Annotated in this window: 14 protein-coding genes and 3 tRNA genes; 4 read left to right on the forward strand and 13 right to left on the reverse strand. The window is 33.2% G+C overall.

Features of this window, described 5'->3' with window-relative positions; genetic code table 11:
- Positions 1-287: 287 nt before the first annotated feature.
- Positions 288-734, forward strand: a complete 447-nt coding sequence (locus A0O34_RS04245) for a transposase (RefSeq protein WP_066751636.1) — start codon at positions 288-290, stop codon at positions 732-734.
- Between the two features lie 7 nt (positions 735-741).
- Positions 742-1086 (forward strand): transposase, encoded by a 345-nt coding sequence (locus A0O34_RS04250; RefSeq protein ID WP_066759493.1) that lies wholly within the window; start codon positions 742-744, stop codon positions 1084-1086.
- Positions 1087-1823: 737 nt separating this feature from the next.
- On the opposite strand, the gene A0O34_RS04255 is transcribed toward A0O34_RS04250, so the two are convergent.
- Positions 1824-2588, reverse strand: coding sequence for a hypothetical protein (locus tag A0O34_RS04255; protein ID WP_157885944.1), 765 nt, complete (start codon positions 2586-2588; stop codon positions 1824-1826).
- A gap of 220 nt (positions 2589-2808) precedes the next feature.
- On the reverse strand, positions 2809-4545 hold the full coding sequence (locus tag A0O34_RS04260) for a hypothetical protein (protein ID WP_157885945.1): 1737 nt from the start codon (positions 4543-4545) through the stop codon (positions 2809-2811).
- A 371-nt stretch (positions 4546-4916) separates the two neighbouring features.
- Between A0O34_RS04260 and A0O34_RS04265 the strand changes: the two genes are divergently transcribed.
- Positions 4917-6338 carry a tetratricopeptide repeat protein gene (locus A0O34_RS04265; RefSeq protein WP_066751643.1) on the forward strand — a complete coding sequence of 474 codons (1422 nt, stop codon included), beginning with the start codon at positions 4917-4919 and terminating at the stop codon, positions 6336-6338.
- 32 nt (positions 6339-6370) lie between these two features.
- Here A0O34_RS04265 and A0O34_RS04270 read toward each other — a convergent pair whose 3' ends face one another.
- The 8 genes from A0O34_RS04270 to A0O34_RS04305 all read right to left on the reverse strand — a co-directional run bounded on the left by A0O34_RS04270 (position 6371) and on the right by A0O34_RS04305 (position 16575).
- Positions 6371-7414: an NAD(P)/FAD-dependent oxidoreductase gene (locus A0O34_RS04270; protein ID WP_066751645.1), complete on the reverse strand. Its 1044-nt coding sequence runs from the start codon at positions 7412-7414 to the stop codon at positions 6371-6373.
- A gap of 54 nt (positions 7415-7468) precedes the next feature.
- A complete protein-coding gene (gene porN / locus A0O34_RS04275) occupies positions 7469-8407 on the reverse strand; it encodes a type IX secretion system ring subunit PorN/GldN (RefSeq protein WP_066751647.1) in 939 nt (312 codons plus the stop codon).
- Positions 8408-8431: 24 nt separating this feature from the next.
- On the reverse strand, positions 8432-10021 hold the full coding sequence (gene porM, locus A0O34_RS04280; protein WP_066751649.1) for a type IX secretion system motor protein PorM/GldM: 1590 nt from the start codon (positions 10019-10021) through the stop codon (positions 8432-8434).
- Positions 10022-10071: 50 nt separating this feature from the next.
- Positions 10072-10764, reverse strand: a complete 693-nt coding sequence (gene porL, locus A0O34_RS04285; RefSeq protein ID WP_066751651.1) for a type IX secretion system motor protein PorL/GldL — start codon at positions 10762-10764, stop codon at positions 10072-10074.
- 62 nt (positions 10765-10826) lie between these two features.
- Complete coding sequence (porK, locus tag A0O34_RS04290; protein ID WP_066751654.1) at positions 10827-12245, reverse strand: T9SS ring complex lipoprotein PorK/GldK; 1419 nt, start codon at positions 12243-12245, stop codon at positions 10827-10829.
- A gap of 107 nt (positions 12246-12352) precedes the next feature.
- A complete protein-coding gene (gene glmS / locus A0O34_RS04295; RefSeq protein ID WP_066751657.1) occupies positions 12353-14206 on the reverse strand; it encodes a glutamine--fructose-6-phosphate transaminase (isomerizing) in 1854 nt (617 codons plus the stop codon).
- 25 nt (positions 14207-14231) lie between these two features.
- Complete coding sequence (locus A0O34_RS04300) at positions 14232-15791, reverse strand: DUF4270 family protein (protein WP_066751660.1); 1560 nt, start codon at positions 15789-15791, stop codon at positions 14232-14234.
- Between the two features lie 13 nt (positions 15792-15804).
- Entirely contained in the window at positions 15805-16575 is a 771-nt protein-coding gene (locus A0O34_RS04305; RefSeq protein WP_066751669.1) for a glycogen/starch synthase, read from the reverse strand.
- A gap of 170 nt (positions 16576-16745) precedes the next feature.
- Here A0O34_RS04305 and panC point away from each other — a divergent pair, with 170 nt between their 5' ends.
- Positions 16746-17594 carry a pantoate--beta-alanine ligase gene (gene panC, locus A0O34_RS04310; RefSeq protein WP_066751672.1) on the forward strand — a complete coding sequence of 283 codons (849 nt, stop codon included), beginning with the start codon at positions 16746-16748 and terminating at the stop codon, positions 17592-17594.
- Between the two features lie 250 nt (positions 17595-17844).
- On the opposite strand, the gene A0O34_RS04315 is transcribed toward panC, so the two are convergent.
- From A0O34_RS04315 to A0O34_RS04325, 3 genes are all read right to left on the reverse strand, one after another.
- Positions 17845-17917, reverse strand: a tRNA-Lys gene (locus tag A0O34_RS04315).
- A 76-nt stretch (positions 17918-17993) separates the two neighbouring features.
- Positions 17994-18076, reverse strand: a tRNA-Leu gene (locus tag A0O34_RS04320).
- Between the two features lie 41 nt (positions 18077-18117).
- Positions 18118-18190: transfer RNA gene (locus A0O34_RS04325), tRNA-Lys, on the reverse strand.
- Positions 18191-18197: the final 7 nt, after the last annotated feature.

Consider the following 18197-nt stretch of genomic DNA (forward strand, 5'->3'; position numbering starts at 1 on the left):
AATAATGTGTTTGGACGAAATTACAGAGTAAATGCTATTATTGAAAATTTAAATAAAATAAGATAAAAACTTCATGATTAGATAGTGAAAAATCTACTGTATTTTAACCATCAATAATACACAATGATTTAGCTATCAACAATTTATATATTTGAAGTATAATTGTAGTAATAGATTTTCCATTAATCTGCCATAAATTTGCTGAAGCTTTTAGCTATCAACCCATCAAGTATTCTTGAGAATATTATTCTACAATTCTCAAAATACTTTTACTAATTATCTGCATTATGCACAATTTAAAAGAAATACATATAGGATCATTAATCAAAAAAAGAGTTACAGAGTATAATATTAATATTTCTAGAATCTGTAATTTTTTCAACTGCGATGAGCTGCTGATTGATGAAATGTACAAGAGCAATTCTTTAGATTCTGCTCATTTATTAAAATGGAGTAAGTTGCTTGAATATGATTTTTTTAGAATATATTCTCAACATTTAATTCTCTATTCACCGCAGTCATCAACTCGGTCCGGTCATTCAAAAGTAGAGAAAACAAGCTTACCTCAGTTTAGAAAAAATATTTACACCAAAGAAATAATTGATTTTATAATTGAGCTTATTGAAACTAAAAAGAAAACGAAGACTCAGGTTATCAAAGAATATAAGATACCAAAAACTACCCTGTATAAGTGGATCGCCAAGTATAAAACAATTAGTAATGACGGAAAATAGTAAACTTATGGAAAACAAAATTTTAAACTCTCCGGATTATAAAAGGATCTTCAATGATATGATACAAATGAAATATCCTGAAAAGGAAAAAGAATGCCAAAACATATTGAATAAGAAAGAATTATCAAGTTTGGACATTCTTAATCTTAATGAAAAAATATTCGGGATTGAGGATAGAGAAACCCAAATATTCAATCAGTCTCATAGATCTTATGACAAGGAAGCTGTATTGGAAATTTTGAAACTTCAGAAGAAAAACAACCTGAGTAATTCAGAGTTGGCAAGAGACCTGAAAATGAGCAGAAATACCATCACTAAATGGAAAAAAATGTTTGCTTATTATAACAATTAATAAAAATTTTCATTTTTGTGTTTTTTGTTGACAGAGGATGTTTAAGCATTACCTGCTCTCCTCTGTCATTTCTCAAAATATGATAATGAAAACCACAGACTCAATTTTTAATTATATTTTTACTACAAAGCCGAAGATTGATATTAGATCTTCGGCTTTTTTATTCAATTATACTTTCTACATTTCCAAATACTCTGATAATTCATTTTGAATGTATTTTTGAGGCTTTTTTATATCTCCCGAGATATTTTAAGGTTCTCAGTTGACTTTTTTACTTTGACAACCAGCCTTTTAATATCTCAGTTCAGGTTTTTAACTTGAAAATTGACGTTTTTTACTTAAAGAGCTTTGATCATCAAACAAAAAACCGAAGATTTAAAGTAAATCTTCGGTAAACACAAACCCTAAAAAGATCAGGGATATTGGGGAACATTATCCCTTCCTTTAAAGAAAAACACTAGAAACTACGTGTATAGTTTAGGGTATTTTTTTCATCAAAAAACGAAAGCAGGGAAATGGGAAGTTTCTCTGCTTTCGGGATAAACACTAAGTCTGAAAACTCAACACTACTTTTCTCATCATTTGTTTTTTTATTTTCTTTTAAAAAGATCTAGAAAAAGACAGGGCAATGGAATATGAGTAATGTACGGGGATCCCTGCCTTTAACTAAATCAAAATATAATTAAAATTGTTTTTTAATTTAAGAGAAGCTTTAACTACGCTTTCTCTTATAGAATTTATTGAGCATTTCCTATGGAAATAGTGAATTGTGATAATTGAGTACCAATACCTGAATCTGTAATGGCAATAGAATCAAACCAAACTCCTCCAAAATTATAAACTATTCCTGATGTACCAATACTAGTACTCACAGTAATATTTGTTGTAGCATCATCAATTGTAAAATTATTATTACAGCCACCATTAGGAGCTACAGAAATTACCGGTGATACTTTTACACCACCTTTCGTCAATACAAATGAAAACTTGTTACCTGAATTTGAACCTGCTTGAAGTACTTTGAAGTTAGTGACTTCTCTATTAAAATCAATTATAGTATGAGATCCAGAAAATCTGAAGTTTGAAGCAGTAACTCCACAATTGGTAACAGACCCTGAGGGTTTTTCAACATCACCATAATTTCTAAATTTCGCAGTAACAAGTAATCCATCCACAGTACCAGTTGCAGTACCATTACTTACCGTGTAAGGAATTCGAAATCCTGTTGGGGAAAGTGAAAGATCGGGAGGTGGCACTACGGGAATCACTGTACAATCATTTCCTATCCAGGAAGTACCGTTCCAATATTCCATGCAGTTATCATCCGTGTTATAGATCCACGATCCTGCTGGTTTAGGATTGATACCATCTCTCTGCGCTATTGTAAGTCTGGGAGGCAGAAATCCCTTATCTATGGAAAACACCTCGAGCATAGCACTGGGGCTAGGGTTTGGAGTACCTACACCCACCTGCCCGAAGACTAATGCCCCAATACTTATCATCGCTGTGATTAATATTTTTTTCATTCTTAATTTTTTTAATTTTAAAGTACATTCAATTTTTTCCTTGTATGAATTGAATTAAGTTTATAAAATATTTTTGAACTTCTAAAAAAGCAGGGATATAATAAGGGAATTCCCTGCTTTAGTTAAAGGATATTTTATAATTTCCGAGAAGTCATCATTCTTCTCTGGCATTTTAGTAAGGTGTTATGTTGTTTTTTTACAATGCATCTCCTATACAGAAATCGAGATTAAATCCATTACCACTATTATGATTAGTAGCTTCAAGAGTCATTTCATCAAACCATACTCCTCCTAAATTATATACAATATTACCAACTCCGGAACCAGATCTCTTCACATAAATTGAATTACCATTTTTAGAAATTGTAAAACTACCGTTACAAGTTGTTTGCCCAAGAGAAACTATAATATCTGAGCTACTAATAATTTTATTATTTCTTTTTAATGTAATAGTATAATCTTCTCCGGAATTTAAGACTACTGATTTTACTTTAAGATTAACAACCGGCTTATCAAATTTAACCGTCATAGTAGAATAACTATATTGAGCAACTGCAAGAGCAAAACTTTTTGATGTATCGTTACTTGTTCCGCAAAAAGTATATACTCCAGTTGCCTGTCCAACATTCGTATGGTTAAAGGTAGCTGTAACAAATTTATTCGTACTAATAGGACCTGAAGCCTGTCCTCCACTTCCGGTATGCGGAAGAGCAAAACCATAACAAGCATTACCAAGATCTGGTGGTGCAACAACAAATACGTATAAATAACAACTTTTACCATCCAGATTAATCTCAAAATAAGCTCTACCTGTAGAAGTTGGTGTTCCGCCAATTTTTACTTGAATGTCACCGCTACCATTTACAAAATTTCCTGCAGATATTTCAGCTGTTAAACCTAAGATCCCTTTAGAATTAAAGAACTGTTGAGCATATGGCCCACCATTTCCTCCAGTATACTTGATAAACATATTGTCAGAATATGAACTGTTAGCTGTTGCAACATTATTTTGAACAGCTTGACTGCAATCTAACCCTATTATCGTCCCTTGATTGCTCGCAAAATTAATATTTCTATTACAGGTAGAACTTCCCAATGTAAATATGAAATTATGATCCCCCGCTCCTTGAGGAGTCCCACTTGCATATAAAGTAATCTTCTGAGTGGCTATACTCTGGAAATCTCCACTTCCTTCAAATTTAATACCATTCACAGAGTTACTTGATGCTGACCAAGGTCCTGTAGAAGCAGGGGTTACGTTTAGTTCAATCTTATTAGCAGATGTCATTGCTGTTCCCTGCTTATAGGTACCACTCAGTACCGCATTATTACAGCTAATAGTTCCTCCTCCCTGGCTTGCAGAGAAAGTAATATTTCTTACACAGGCAGTCGAGCTTCCTACAGTAAAGGAAAATGGAAAAGTTCCGTTTGATACCGGTACTCCATTAGCTCTTAATGTAATATTCTGAGAACCTGGAGAAGTAAAATCTCCGCTTCCGGTAAACTGTACTCCGTTTACAGTATTACTATTTGCTGTCCATGCTCCAATGGTTGTTACATTTACGGTAATTACTACTGTATTTGCAGAGGTCATTGATACTCCTTGTTGATAAGTACCACTCAAAGCTCCTGTAGTACAATTGGTAATAGTACCGGCTCCGGGATCTACGGTGCCTCCACTACAATTTCCTACCCATGCTGTAGTGTTCCAGTATTGCAGACAGTTTATATCTGCATTATATATTGTTAATCCTCCTGGCTTAGGATTTATACCATCTCTTTGAGCAGTTGTTAACCTTGGTGGTAGAAATCCCTTATTTGTAGAAAATACATCCAGCATAGAGCCGGGAGTAGGATTAGCAGTGCCAATACCCACTTGACTAAAGAGGAATATGCTAATACATATCATCAATGCAGTCGATATTTTTTTCATTCTTTATTTGTTTTAAAAATTAATAATACATTCAAAATTTTTCCTTGTGTGTTTAGAATCGTACTTCAAAAAATGACTAGTCTTATTTTTCCGAAATCTTCTCTCGAAAGAGGGTGCAAATGTAGAATTGAAAATATGAGATTTCTTTACGTCATTTTTACGACATAACTGTAATTTATTTAAAATCAAATAATTAAAACCTAACTTAAGTAAGAATGAAGTATAAAAGAAAATAAGGTCAACAATTTTTTTTACGGTTTAATTGATCTTTTTAGAATATTTATTGATAGATATTACAATAGAATGTTTCATTTAAAACATAAACGTAATTTTCTTTTCGAAAACATTATATTTGTTATTAAACCACATGTATGTTCCCATTACAATTAAAAAAATTAATCTATATCTTATTTATACTTATATTTTCACTTCATAAATCTCAAGCTTACACTTTAGATGAGTTAGATAGAATTACTGAAGAGTATAGAAAGTCCGGGAAAATGAAGGATATTATTGATATTAATAAAAAGGCTCTTGCACAATTTCAGAAAGAAAATAATAAAGAAGGAATTGTTTTAGCCTCCATTAATATTTCCAATTACCTAGTGATAAACACTGAACATAAAGAAAGTTTACTTTACCTTGAAAAAATAGAAAAGGATATAGAAGAAATAGAAAATCCTGAACTCAAATCAAGATTTTATGGTGGCTATGGAAGAAATTACTGTTATTTGGGAATGCATGAATTATCAAATGAATATTTCAATAAGGCAATCAAATACGGGGAACAAATTTTAGATAAAGATAAAAGGAAAAGACGTCTATATCTTTGTTATTCTTGGAAAAATCTTAATTTTAAAGAACTAAAGATTCCGGATTCTATAAAGCTAATGGAGCGAAAATGCCTTGCATTATCCCCAACTCCGTTCCTGTATGCGTCCATCGCTGAAAGATTTTTAGATGAAAAGAAGCATTTGGACTCTGCGGAATACTATCTACAAAAAGGATATACTTTGAATAAAAAATTCTCTTTATATGAAAAAGGTTTATTTTTTTATAATTATGGAAGATTATATACCGAGAAAAAGGAATATAAGAAAGCACTAGAGTATTATTTACAGGCTAAACCCATATTTGAAAAAACAAAAAGTTTAAGTGAAAGAAGAATTACCTATGATAAGATTTATAGAATTTATAAAACACTCAATGATATAAAAAGCTCTGATGAATACTATAAGAAGTATGCTTTTCTAACAGATAGTATTAGTAGAAGAGAGAGAAAAGCAATCAATATTCCTATTAAAAACATTGCAGAAGAAAAAGATGAGCAGAAAAAAGATGAAAAATTTCAGCTTTATATTGTTATTATTTTTGCAGTTTTAGCTTCTATCCTTACATTTTATTTTATCCGTAAAAAAAATCTTAAAAACCAAAGACAAAAAGATAAGATCATCGATGAAACTCAGCAGGAAACTATTAAACTAAAGAAAAGAGCTAATCCGATTATTTTTAATGAGATGAAGGAGCTTGCAAAAAATGCTGACCCTTTTTTCCTGACACGCTTCAAAGAAGTTTATCCCGAGTTTTATGAGAATCTCATTTCTCAATATCCTACCCTTACCTCCAATGAACTAAAATTCTGTGCATTGCTGAGGTTAAACCTTTCAAACAAAGAGATCTCTCATTACGAAAATTTATCCATCCGAACTGTTGAAACAAGAAGGTACAGGCTGAGAAAAAAACTGAATTTTTCTTCGGATACCGATTTCAATAAATGGATCATGGAATTGTAAAATTTCAACTATTTTTAAAAGAGATAAATAATTTAATTTGTCTCTTTAAATCTATCCAAAGATACTTCTTCATCCAAAGGAATATCGTTTTCAATAAACTCATACAAACTCTTTGAAAAGTAACAACCGTTCAAAATTCCGCGCGCTCCAAGGCCGTTAAAAACGTATAAGTTTTTATTTTGATAGTGGCGACCGATAATTGGTCTTCGATCCTTCACAGTAGGCCTAAAACCGAAATTTACTTCCTCAACTTCAAAATCGTAAGGATAAAATTCCGATAATCCTTTAACCAATTGCTCAACTGCAGAATCGTCTATATGATGATGTAATTGTTCTCTGTCGTAAGTCCCACCATAAAAATATAACCCGTTATAAGTGGGAAACAAAAAATGTTTCTTTTTGATTGTAATATTTTCAGGAATCGGGGTAGAAAGTTTTACTTTGATATGATGTCCTTTATTGGGAATAACAGCAATATCAGAAAAATAAGGATTATCCTTCACTCCCATTCCTTCACAGAAAAGGATATTTTTAAAGCTGATATTCTTGTAGGTATTTTCGGAAGTATTTAATTTACTGTAATCAAATTTCTCTTTTATTAAGTGAGAATTATTTTCAAAATAAGTGAAGAAATCACCAAAAAAATTGTTTACATCAAGCCTTGCAGACTGATTAACCTCTCCTGTATTAAAAGAGTTTTTTACTACATCTAAATGCTTAAAATCTTTATCTAAAAAATTAATTAAATCTTCATTCCCTGATTTTTTAAGCCAAAGATTCTGTTCATTTTCATCATGAAAAATCCTGTGGATAGGAGCCTCAATCAAATAATTTTTGCCTGTGTAAGTTTCAATTTCTTTAAGAGAATGTTTAAGAAAATCTATCTGTTCCTGAGCTTTCCAAAAGGTTGTAAATTTCTTTAGTACTACAGGATTAATGATCCCTGCAGAAACCTGAGAAGCACTCTTTTTTCCTTCCGAATACAGTACAAATGACTTATTATTCTTTATCAATTGATGAGCGAAAAACAATGCCGCATATCCATCTCCTACAATTATATAATCTACATTTTCCATAATAAAAAAACCTGAGTAAAAGTACTCAGGTTTTCTATAAATATCAAGTGAAATTTAGTAATTCCACATATCATTTTCCATTTGAAGAATTTGCTCCTTAATTCTGTCGCTTTCTTCTATCTGCTCTTCAGCATTTCTAGGAATATAATCTTTAATAACTCCATCTCCTAAACCGCTTGAAGACTTGTAGATTACAGAAGAAAATCTTCTTGCATTCAATAAATCATCAAAAGATAGGTCAGCAGATGAATTCTTTCTGTTATAAACAAAGTTATTTGCTAAAACATCTCTTGCACTAGGATAATAAACCCAGAACAAATCGATAAGCTCGTCAGCACCAACCAAAGGCTGTCCGTCTGGTCCTGTTCTACCTTGTACAGCAGGATCTGGACCCATTGCTGCGATACCAAGAGGTCTGTATTTCATTTGACCATCTCTTTTATCGATAAACCACATACCCATAATTTTAAGAACCTTAACCTTATCTGTAGTTGTTTTAAAGATATCTGTATATTCTTTCTTCTCTTGCTCAGTAAGTTGTCTTCCTGAGTTAAGAATGTCAATAGCTGCATCAGAGACTCTTACACTTTCTAATCTCTTCTGAATTCCTTCAGGAGAAAGTTTAGTTACAAAGTTCTCGTCGTCATATACCTCCTGAATTTTTCCAGTAATAGCTGCATCAAGTAACAATTGATATAAAGATCTTGTTTGAGTAGCCAACAATCCATCTGGATTATCATAATAGTACGGCTGGTTGATCTTATCGTTCATATCAATAATCTCCCAAACAAACATACTTTTCAAGATATCTTTATCATCTACAAAACCATATTCCAAAGGCTTTACTGTTTTGTCAACGATAGTATCTCCAACTTTTTGTTTATTCTCAGCTCTCATCTGTCTAAACTCCTCAGGAGAAGAAGCGTTTAGAATAGTTTGGGAAAATGCAAACCCCGAAACTAAAACTAAAAGACTGCTTATATATTTTTTCATAATACTATTTTAAACTTATTAAAATTAATTAATATTGATAACGATAGGAGATATATTCTTAATCTGCTGATTACCTAGACCTGTAGCCGTTGCTTTAATATCAAATATATAAACTACGTCTCCTGATCTTAAGTTTTTCACCAATCCAGCTGCGTCATCTAAGCTGCTACCTTTAATCAATAATGCTGCTCTACCAGGGATTTTTACCATAAACTGATTAACAGTGAATGAAACTGGGAAGTCGAAATCCGGTATTGCTGCTTGTACAGACTGGTTAGGTACTGAAGTTGCAGGCATAGATAATACGTTCTGACCTCTCATTTGTCCTTGTGGTGGCGGTACATTTTTAATTCTGTATTCAAACACCTGAGAAACATTTTGTCCACTAGGGTTTTTACCTGATAGTGTTAATTTAACAGTGTTTCCTGAGCTAGGACTAACAATCCATTTTCCTGGACCTGTACTTCTTACTGTAGCACCCGGAGCAGATAATGAAAGTTTAGAATTGTCAGCACCTAAGATTGATCCTGAAACAGGGTTCTCAAGTCCTCTATACATTACATTCATCTTATCAGCAGAAAGTAATAATCCTTTTTCAAGTTTTACTTCTTGCGGACCAGCAATTACATTATAAGTATGCGTATAAGGGTAAGGTTGTGATTTTCCTGTAGCATCTGTTAATGTAATAGTTCCATTAATTTTGTGCTCACCAAGTCCACTAGTATTTAAAGGAATATATCCTTTACCGTTTTCTTGTCTGCTAACTCCACTGATACTAATTTTATTACTGTTTGAATAAGTTCCTAACATAATAACCGCTTCTGCTTTTTTACCAGACTGAATATCTGTAGGCGCAGAAACAATAGCTTCATAATTATTAAACTTGATGCTTGCATCCACTTTTTCCTGAAGCAATAATGCTAGTGCATCAGATTGTACGTTTCTTGCATCATTCTGAATGATTCCAAGATTTGATATTGCTGCGATAAGTGACTGGTGATAGAATTTATTCTGGAACCAAGTTTTACCATTTGGAGATTTTCCTTGAGGATATTCTGCAACGATAGATGCATTAGCTCTATCTACTAAATCCTTCAATTGAGAATTTTTACCAAAAGTTGCAACAATATAATTTCTTACATCATCCATTTTAGCTTTCAAATCCGTAGACCCTTTTGTCAGAGTATTTTCATCTCCATCTTTAAAGAAGTAACTCATCGTTGCTTCATTATTATTAAGGGCTGCGAAGTTTTCGCTTACATCAATCTCTTTTCCTGCTTTGTCTTTTTCGTGAAATTCAGATTGTTTTTTAAGATTATCTTTAATCTCTTCTGCTGATTTCACCAATACATCTACCTTAGATTTCAAGACTTTGTACTGCTCCCAAGGCGTAGCATAAGTATCTGGTACTTGTTGAGCTTTTGCCTCTAAAGTTTTTTCGAAAATTTTCTCGTTTTTCTTTTCAGTTAAAAATCTAGTCTCGTTAAGTGCTTTAGTAGAATCATAAAATGATCTGATGATTTCCGCATCAATATTTAGGGCCATCATAGCGATGAACACCAAATACATAAGGTTGATCATCTTCTGACGAGGCGTCTGTTTTCCTGTTGCCATTCTCTGTTGTTTTTGATTAAGTAGTTAAAATTTAGAAATGGTTTAGGAAATTATGACTTCATAGCAGTTAACATACCACCATAAACTCTGTTTAAGTTATTTAAGTTAGATGTTAAACCTTGTAATTCCTGATTAAATTTTTCTGAGTGCTCAGCAGATTTTTGCATATCTGCAACATATTTGTTAGCAAATTCTGATTGTCTTTTACCGTTTTCCAACTGCATTACATATAGGGCATTCATACTTTCCATGTGTGTAGCCGCTTTGTTTAACTGATCATTATACTTATGAGTAGAAGCAGAAACGTCAACAGTTTGGTTGATCTGGTCTACAGAGTTTGAAAATTTATCAATACCTGTTCTTAGTCTATCAAATAACTGAACATCTAATTTTGCATCAGCAAGCATTTTGTCCAATTTTGTAGAAAGAGAATTTTCTAATTCAGCAAATTGAGCAGCTCCATTTTTAGAAGAGATATTTGAATGTATTGGGTTTGGATTTGCATGCTTATCTAATAATTCTGGGTAAACATTTTCCCAAGCATAAGACTCTTCAGATTTTGGAGGGTCAAAAGCGAAAATAATAAAGATAATTGCTTCAGTAATAAGCCCCACGGTAAGAGCGATGTTACCATTGATTGGTCCTAATGTAATGTGAGTAATTTTAAGCCAAGCTCCAAGAATTACAATTGCAGCACCGAACGAATAAAAGAAATTCATCCAAGCATCTTTAGTCTTAAACATATAAGTTAGTTTTTTTAATGTTAAATAAAATTGTTATTGAAAAAATAAATGTCCGATAATTATTATCTGTTAACTCTTCTCGGCTTAACAGCAGCTTCAGGAATATCCTGGATTGTTCTAAATCCGATATAACTTCTCGCAGAATCTTTTCTTTCCCAATCTCTTGCACCAGTCATAAGCATATAACCTACGTCTTTCCAAGAACCACCTCTTACAGATTTCTTAGTATCAGTTTTACTTTTAGTTGAAGGATTTAAAGTAGAAGAGAACCCGTATGAAGAATTATTATATCCAGACTCTGTCCATTCAGAAACGTTTCCGGCCATATCAAATAACCCAAATCCGTTTTTCTTAAATTTCTTTACTGGAGCGGCATATGTATAAGTACCTTTTTTATCATCTTCCATGTAATTACCTCTTTTCGGCTTAAAGTTTGCTAAGTAACAACCTCTATCATCCATTAAATATGGACCTCCCCAAGGGTAAGTCGCATTTTGCATACCTCCTCTTGCAGCGTATTCCCACTCAATTTCTGTAGGTAAACGGAAAGTTAATGGTCTTTGTTTTCTTCTTTTTAAGCTTTCGTTATAATCAGATTTCAATTTAGACCTGAAGTTACAGTATGCTCTAGCTTGATCCCAAGTTACCCCAACAACAGGATAATCTTTGTAAGCTTTGTGCCAAAAATATTGTTCGAACAATGGCTCATTATAAGCAAAGTGGAAATCTTTTACCCAAACAGTAGTGTCCGGATAAACTGCAATACTCTCACTCTTAAGGAAGTTTACACCTCTCTCGTTGTCAGCAAGTGCAGCATCCATATCTCCCCACTGATAATTATATTTTAATTTACTAACATCTAAGATTCTTTCGCTACCCATTCTTGAAGAAGCAGGTAAATATAAAGACTCTAATACTTCTGCATATTCTACATCAGGATATTTTGTAGTACTCCAATGTAAAGGAATTTTCCAGTCTAGTCTCTTGCTTGCATCAAATCCGCCGTCATCTCTACCTCCTTGTCCCTCTAAATACTCTTGATATGGTGTTAAATTCTCTTCTTTTTTAGCAAGGTATGCATAATCTCCTATGCTTGCTCCTTTACCACCACCTTCACCACCTTCTCCGGCAGCTTCAGCAAGTAAAGTTCTAGCAATTGAATCTCTTACATAGTTGATAAACACCCTGTACTCTGCATTAGTAGTTTCAGCTTCATCCATGAAGAAAGAAGAGACAGTCACAGTTTTCAATGCTGCTTTTTCAGGAGTATTTGTTGGATCCTGGTCTGCTAAACCAGCAACAAACGATCCTGCAGGAATTGCCACCATTCCGAATGGTCTTTCCGCAACAAATGATTTTGTTTTTTCTCTTGGTATCAATTCTCCTTTTGTTCCTGGCTTCCCTACAGAAGAGCTTCCACCACCTGAACAAGATACCGACGCTACTGACGCAGACAATAATAAAAGAAATATCCTTTTCATGTTAATTTTTATAATTAAGCCGTAAATATATAATTTTTTTAAGAAACTTTTAAGATTTTTTTTGAAATAACGAAAGAAATCTAAATTTATTTTATTTCCAAGTATTTTTATTCCACAGTTACAGATTTCGCAAGGTTTCTCGGCTGGTCTACATTGGCACCTCTATATACAGCGATATAATATGCTAAAAGCTGTAAAGGTACTGATGCAACAATTGGAGAGAAACATTCTGAAGTCTCAGGGATCTCAATAACATAATCTGCCATTTCGCTTACCTGTGTGTCTCCTCTATTTACTACAGCAATAATTTTTCCTTTTCTAGCCTTAATTTCCTGAACATTACTTACAATCTTATCATAGTGTCCTTTTTTAGGAGCAATGATAACAATTGGCATGTTTTCGTCAATTAATGCAATTGGTCCGTGCTTCATTTCTGCAGCAGGATATCCTTCAGCATGAATATAAGAGATTTCTTTTAGTTTTAGGGCACCTTCAAGAGCTGCAGGATAATTGTATCCTCTTCCTAAATATAGGAAATTGGTAGCACCTACGAAGTCTTTTGCGATATTCTGAGTCAATTCATGGGTTGCATTAAGAACATCTTCTATTTTCTTAGGCATAGCATCCAATTCGGCAATTAAGCTCATAAATTCAGCGTTTCCTAGGTTACCATTGTGCTTACCTAATTTAAGTGCAATTAAGCTAAGAATGGTAAGCTGAGCTGTAAATGCTTTTGTAGAAGCCACACCAATTTCCGGCCCTGCATGAGTATATGAACCTGCATCTGTAATTCTTGCAATAGATGAATCTACGACATTACATATACCATATATAAATGCACCTCTTTCTTTTGCAAGCTTCAATGCTGCCATTGTATCAGCTGTTTCCCCAGATTGAGAAATTGCAATTACCACATCTTTATCAGTGATAATCGGGTTTCTGTATCTGAATTCTGATGCATATTCTACTTCCACAGGAATTCTTGCATATTCTTCAATCAAATATTCGCCAATAAGACCTGCATGCCAAGAGGTTCCGCAAGCAATGATGATGATTCTGTTTGCATTTTTGAATTTCTCAACGTGATCCCAGATTCCGGCCATTTTAATTACGCCTTCTTCTACGATCAATCTTCCTCTCATTGTATCTTGTACAGATTTTGGCTGCTCAAAAATCTCTTTAAGCATAAAGTGCTCGTAACCACCCTTTTCAATCTGTTCCAAACTCAACTTAAGTTTCTGAATTTCAGGCTCAATTTTAGAATTATCATTAATAGTTCTGATATCTACTCCATTTTCCAATGAAATAGTTGCCATATGACCTTCTTCTAAATAAATAGCTTCTTTTGTAAATTCTACGAAAGGAGAAGCATCAGAAGCAATAAAATATTCTTTATCACCAATACCAATAGCCAATGGAGAACCTAATCTTCCAACAACCAATACTCCAGGATAGTCTTCATGCATTACTGTAATTGCATATGCCCCATATACTTCGTTAAGAGCATATCTTACAGCCGTCGGAAAATCCATTTCTTCGTTAAGATCCATAAAATACTGGATAAGATTTACCAATACTTCAGTATCTGTTTCAGATTTAAATGTAAACCCCTTTTCAGTAAGCATTTTTTTAATAGTATCATAATTTTCAATGATACCATTATGGATGATTGCTATCTTATTGTTATTAGATAAATGCGGGTGAGAGTTTCTATCACTTGGAACACCGTGAGTTGCCCAACGTGTGTGCCCCATTCCTATTGTAGCTGTTCCTTTTAAATGGCTCGCAATATTAACAAGATCTTCTACCTTCCCTTTTGTCTTTTCAACTTCCAGCTTGTTATTTTTATCTTCAAGAACAATCCCTGCACTATCGTATCCTCTATATTCTAGTCTTCTAAGACCATTGATTACTATATCGTAAGCGTCCTGAAAACCTGTATATCCTACTATTCCGCACATAATTTTATCAAGTGTTTTTTAAGTTTTATTTTGTACCGTAAATGATTTTTAACTGAATTCTATTGGCATCTGTCGATTTAGATCCTATAAATACAGCTCTGTCTACAGCATATGGTGTTGATGTATATTGGTATCCTGCCAAAGCACCTGTTGATGTAGTTAAGAAGCTACCTAAATCAATTTTAAAATATTTATCCTCAATAGCCTGATTATTAAGATTCCCCTCAATAATATCTTTTACAGATTTTGTGACTGTAAAGTCATAATATGATTGGGTTTTGTCAAGATCGTAAGTTCGGTAAATTGCAAAATTGTTAGATCCCGTTAAATTCAATAAATCTGTTGTAAATGCTGTGGTAACTTTAGGCTTTGTAGGATCTGTTGTTCTATCAATATCTCTTTGAACAATAGTAAAGTTTTTAGGCTTTGCATATTTATTTGTCCAAACAGGATCTGTATACATTCTAATTTTAGCACTGATAATAGCTGCTTTATTATTTTGATACAATTCTTTAAGATCTTTAATTGTTTGCGTAGAAAGCTTAACTCCTATTGAAGGACCTCCCATTCCTTGTGTGTACAGTTTTTCATCACCTAATTCTTTATTTCCTAAAACGTAAGTAGAAAATTGAGAGCTTCTCTCATATTTATAGTTTGCAATATGAGCATTCGCAGAACCTAAAGCAAATGTATAAGTTGATTGAGGTCTTGTCGTAGTATTATTTTCAGTCTTATCATTTTTATAATACATTACTAACTCCATATCATTAGGAGAGAATTGTATTAAATAAGCATCATCTTCATCAACAGAAAGTTTCAGACCTTTGAAGTGTCTGATGAAATTTGAAACATCACTAAGTTCAGGCTGACCTTTTTTATCAATAATTTTAGTTTTAAAGAAACTAGGTGATAAAGGAATTCTAAAGCCAGTTGCAGAAGTAAACAATGAAGACGCATCAGAATCTTTAGTAATTGCTACAGAATTTACTGTTCCCGTAAAATCTTTAGTTCCAATTTCTTGTCCAATTGTATAAGCTTTGTTTGAATAAGCTATATCTGCAGGACCATTTAAGAACTCAGTTACTTCATTTACTCTTATCGTAAGTTTTGGAGATTTTGTTCTACCGTATTTTATTGCAGGATAAGTATTTACAACTTTTTTAGCAGCTACACTTCCATCCGGATAGATGTAATCTTCATTCGTAGTCGTTGTAATAGAATCTGAAGCATACGTTGGCTTAATTACCAACACCACAGAATCAACTGTAGGATTAGTCCCAAAATCAGGATTATATGCTGGTAGTCTTAATTGTGTATAATAAGCAGCTTTTTGCTTACCAAACTGAGCATCTTTTACAGCGCCCAAAGTTGCATACCCTAATTTAGAAGCATCACTTCTGATACTATCATTATTATTAATATTATAGGCAATAAGAGGATAAGAAACCTCCTCGCCATGTGCAGCTCCGTCTAAGAATAATTGTTCTCCTAAAGAATCCGGATCGGGTTCGCAATTATAAAGCAATACACTTCCAAAAATCGCCAAAGAAAGAATGGCGAAAGCTTTTTTAATATTATAAGTCATTAAAATGTGTTTTTTAATAAAGTTGGTTTATAGAATCCACATCGAGATATTCCGATTTTGGAGTTGACGTTTCGTTGAAGGCTTTATCTAAGTCTCCATCTAGAAATTCGTCTCCTTTTACTACTGCGTCTACATACTTCATGCTTTCGATTACAAAACTTTGAACACTCGGATTATCTAACGCTTTTAATCCTGAAATATTGTCGAATTTCAATTTTTCACCGATATTTTTATCAAAAGGTGCATCTTTCTCATTGTATAATGAAAGAACGATTTTTGCATCTTTGAAATAAGTATCAGATTCGTAATATGTTTTAAGATAAATTGGAACGAAAGAAGCCATCCAGCCATTAAGGTGAATTACATCAGGAACCCAGTTTAGTTTCTTGATAGTCTCAATTACTCCTCTTGCAAAGAAAATTGCTCTCTCGTCGTTATCATCGAAAGGAGTTCCTTCATCATCAAAATAATATTGTTTTCTTTTGAAGTACTCTTCATTGTCTATAAAGTACACCTGCAGTCTTTCCCCCGGAAGAGACGCTACTTTAATAATTAAGGGTTGATCTAGATCGTTAATAATAATATTCATTCCAGAAAGACGGATAACCTCGTGTAATTGGAACTTTCTCTCACTTATTTGTCCAAATCTTGGCATAAAAACTCTTACATCATTGCCTTCTTGGTGCATCTTAAGTGCCATTTTGTTTACCACTGCAGCCATATTCGTGTCTTCTTGATATGGATACATCTCTGTAGTAATGTACAGTATTTTTTGATTCGGCATAAACTTCTATCTAATTTTTGTAAAAATGCTTTAATGTGCAAAATTACAAAAAAACATCCAACATTATTTTAATTAACATTTTTTTACGATAATTCCCTTTTCCAAATTGCTAAAAACGCATTTTATTATATGATATTTTTAGTATTTTTGAATTGCTATTAAAATAAACTATGGAAGTTCTAAAAAACAAAAAAACACTTCAGGATTTCATTGAAAGACAGAAAGAAATGGGTAAAAGGATAGGTTTTGCACCTACGATGGGGGCTTTGCATAATGGCCATTTATCCCTGTATGAGGCAGCTAGAAAAGAAAATGATCTTGTAGTTTCTTCAATTTTTGTAAACCCGACTCAGTTTAATAATCCTGAAGATCTGGAAAAATACCCACGAGATATTAATAGAGATGTCTTAATTTTAAAGAATTCAGGGCTTGTGGATGCGGTTTATATTCCAAATGTTGAAGATATTTACCCTGAAAAAGCAGTAAGCCAACATTATGATTATGATGGATTGGAGAATGAAATGGAAGGAAAATCCAGACCGGGGCATTTTGACGGTGTAGGAACTGTTGTAGAAGAGCTTTTCAATCAGGTAAAACCAGACAACGCTTATTTTGGTGAAAAAGACTTCCAACAATTGGCTATTATTAAAAAAATGGTCGAAAAGAAGCAACTTACCGTAAAAATAAAAGGAGTTCCTATTTATAGAGCAGAAAATGGTTTAGCATTAAGTTCAAGAAACCAAAGACTTCATGAAGACAGAAGAGAGGCTTCAAAGATTATTTTTGAGACTTTAAATAAAGTGAATGATTGGTTCAGAGTTGTAACGATTGCGGAGATCAAAGAAAGAGTCCAAGATATTATGGATCATCAGCAAGGCATGCAGTTGGAATATTTCCTTATTGCGGACGAAGAAACTTTAAAGGAAACAGATTTCTTTTATAAGGACAGAAATTTCAGAGCGTTTATCGTTGTAATGGTAGATGGTGTGAGATTGATCGACAATATGCATTTAGATTAAAAAATTCCATACAAAATATAAATAGGCGTTATCTTTTTTAAGTGACGCTTTTTTTATGTTTTAATTCAAAATTTATTATTGATGAAATGATGAAGATTAAATATTTGTTTAAGTAAATCTTAGAAGATTAATTTTAAAAACTGATTTGTTCTTGAGTATATATAAAAAATCAAAGGCCACCGTTAGGAAGCCTTTGAACACCAAATCACAAAATATTAATATGAAAAAAATTTACTTTTCAGTAAACTTGTGACCCGGCTGGGATTCGAACCCAGGACCCATACATTAAAAGTGTATTGCTCTACCAGCTGAGCTACCGAGTCGGTCACTAAATTTTAAGATTGCAAAAGTATGAAAAATAATTCACATCTTAAAATAAAATTTCAATTTTCTTTGCAGTGCCTGCGACTGGATTCGAACCAGCACATCCTTAGGAAACCACCCCCTCAAGATGGCGTGTCTACCAATTTCACCACGCAGGCTAAAAAGAATTACAAAAATCTAGTAATCATTTTTTCGCTTGTGACCCGGCTGGGATTCGAACCCAGGACCCATACATTAAAAGTGTATTGCTCTACCAGCTGAGCTACCGAGTCGGTCACT

Origin of the sequence: Chryseobacterium glaciei (assembly GCF_001648155.1) — a bacterium.
Lineage (GTDB): Bacteria > Bacteroidota > Bacteroidia > Flavobacteriales > Weeksellaceae > Chryseobacterium > Chryseobacterium glaciei.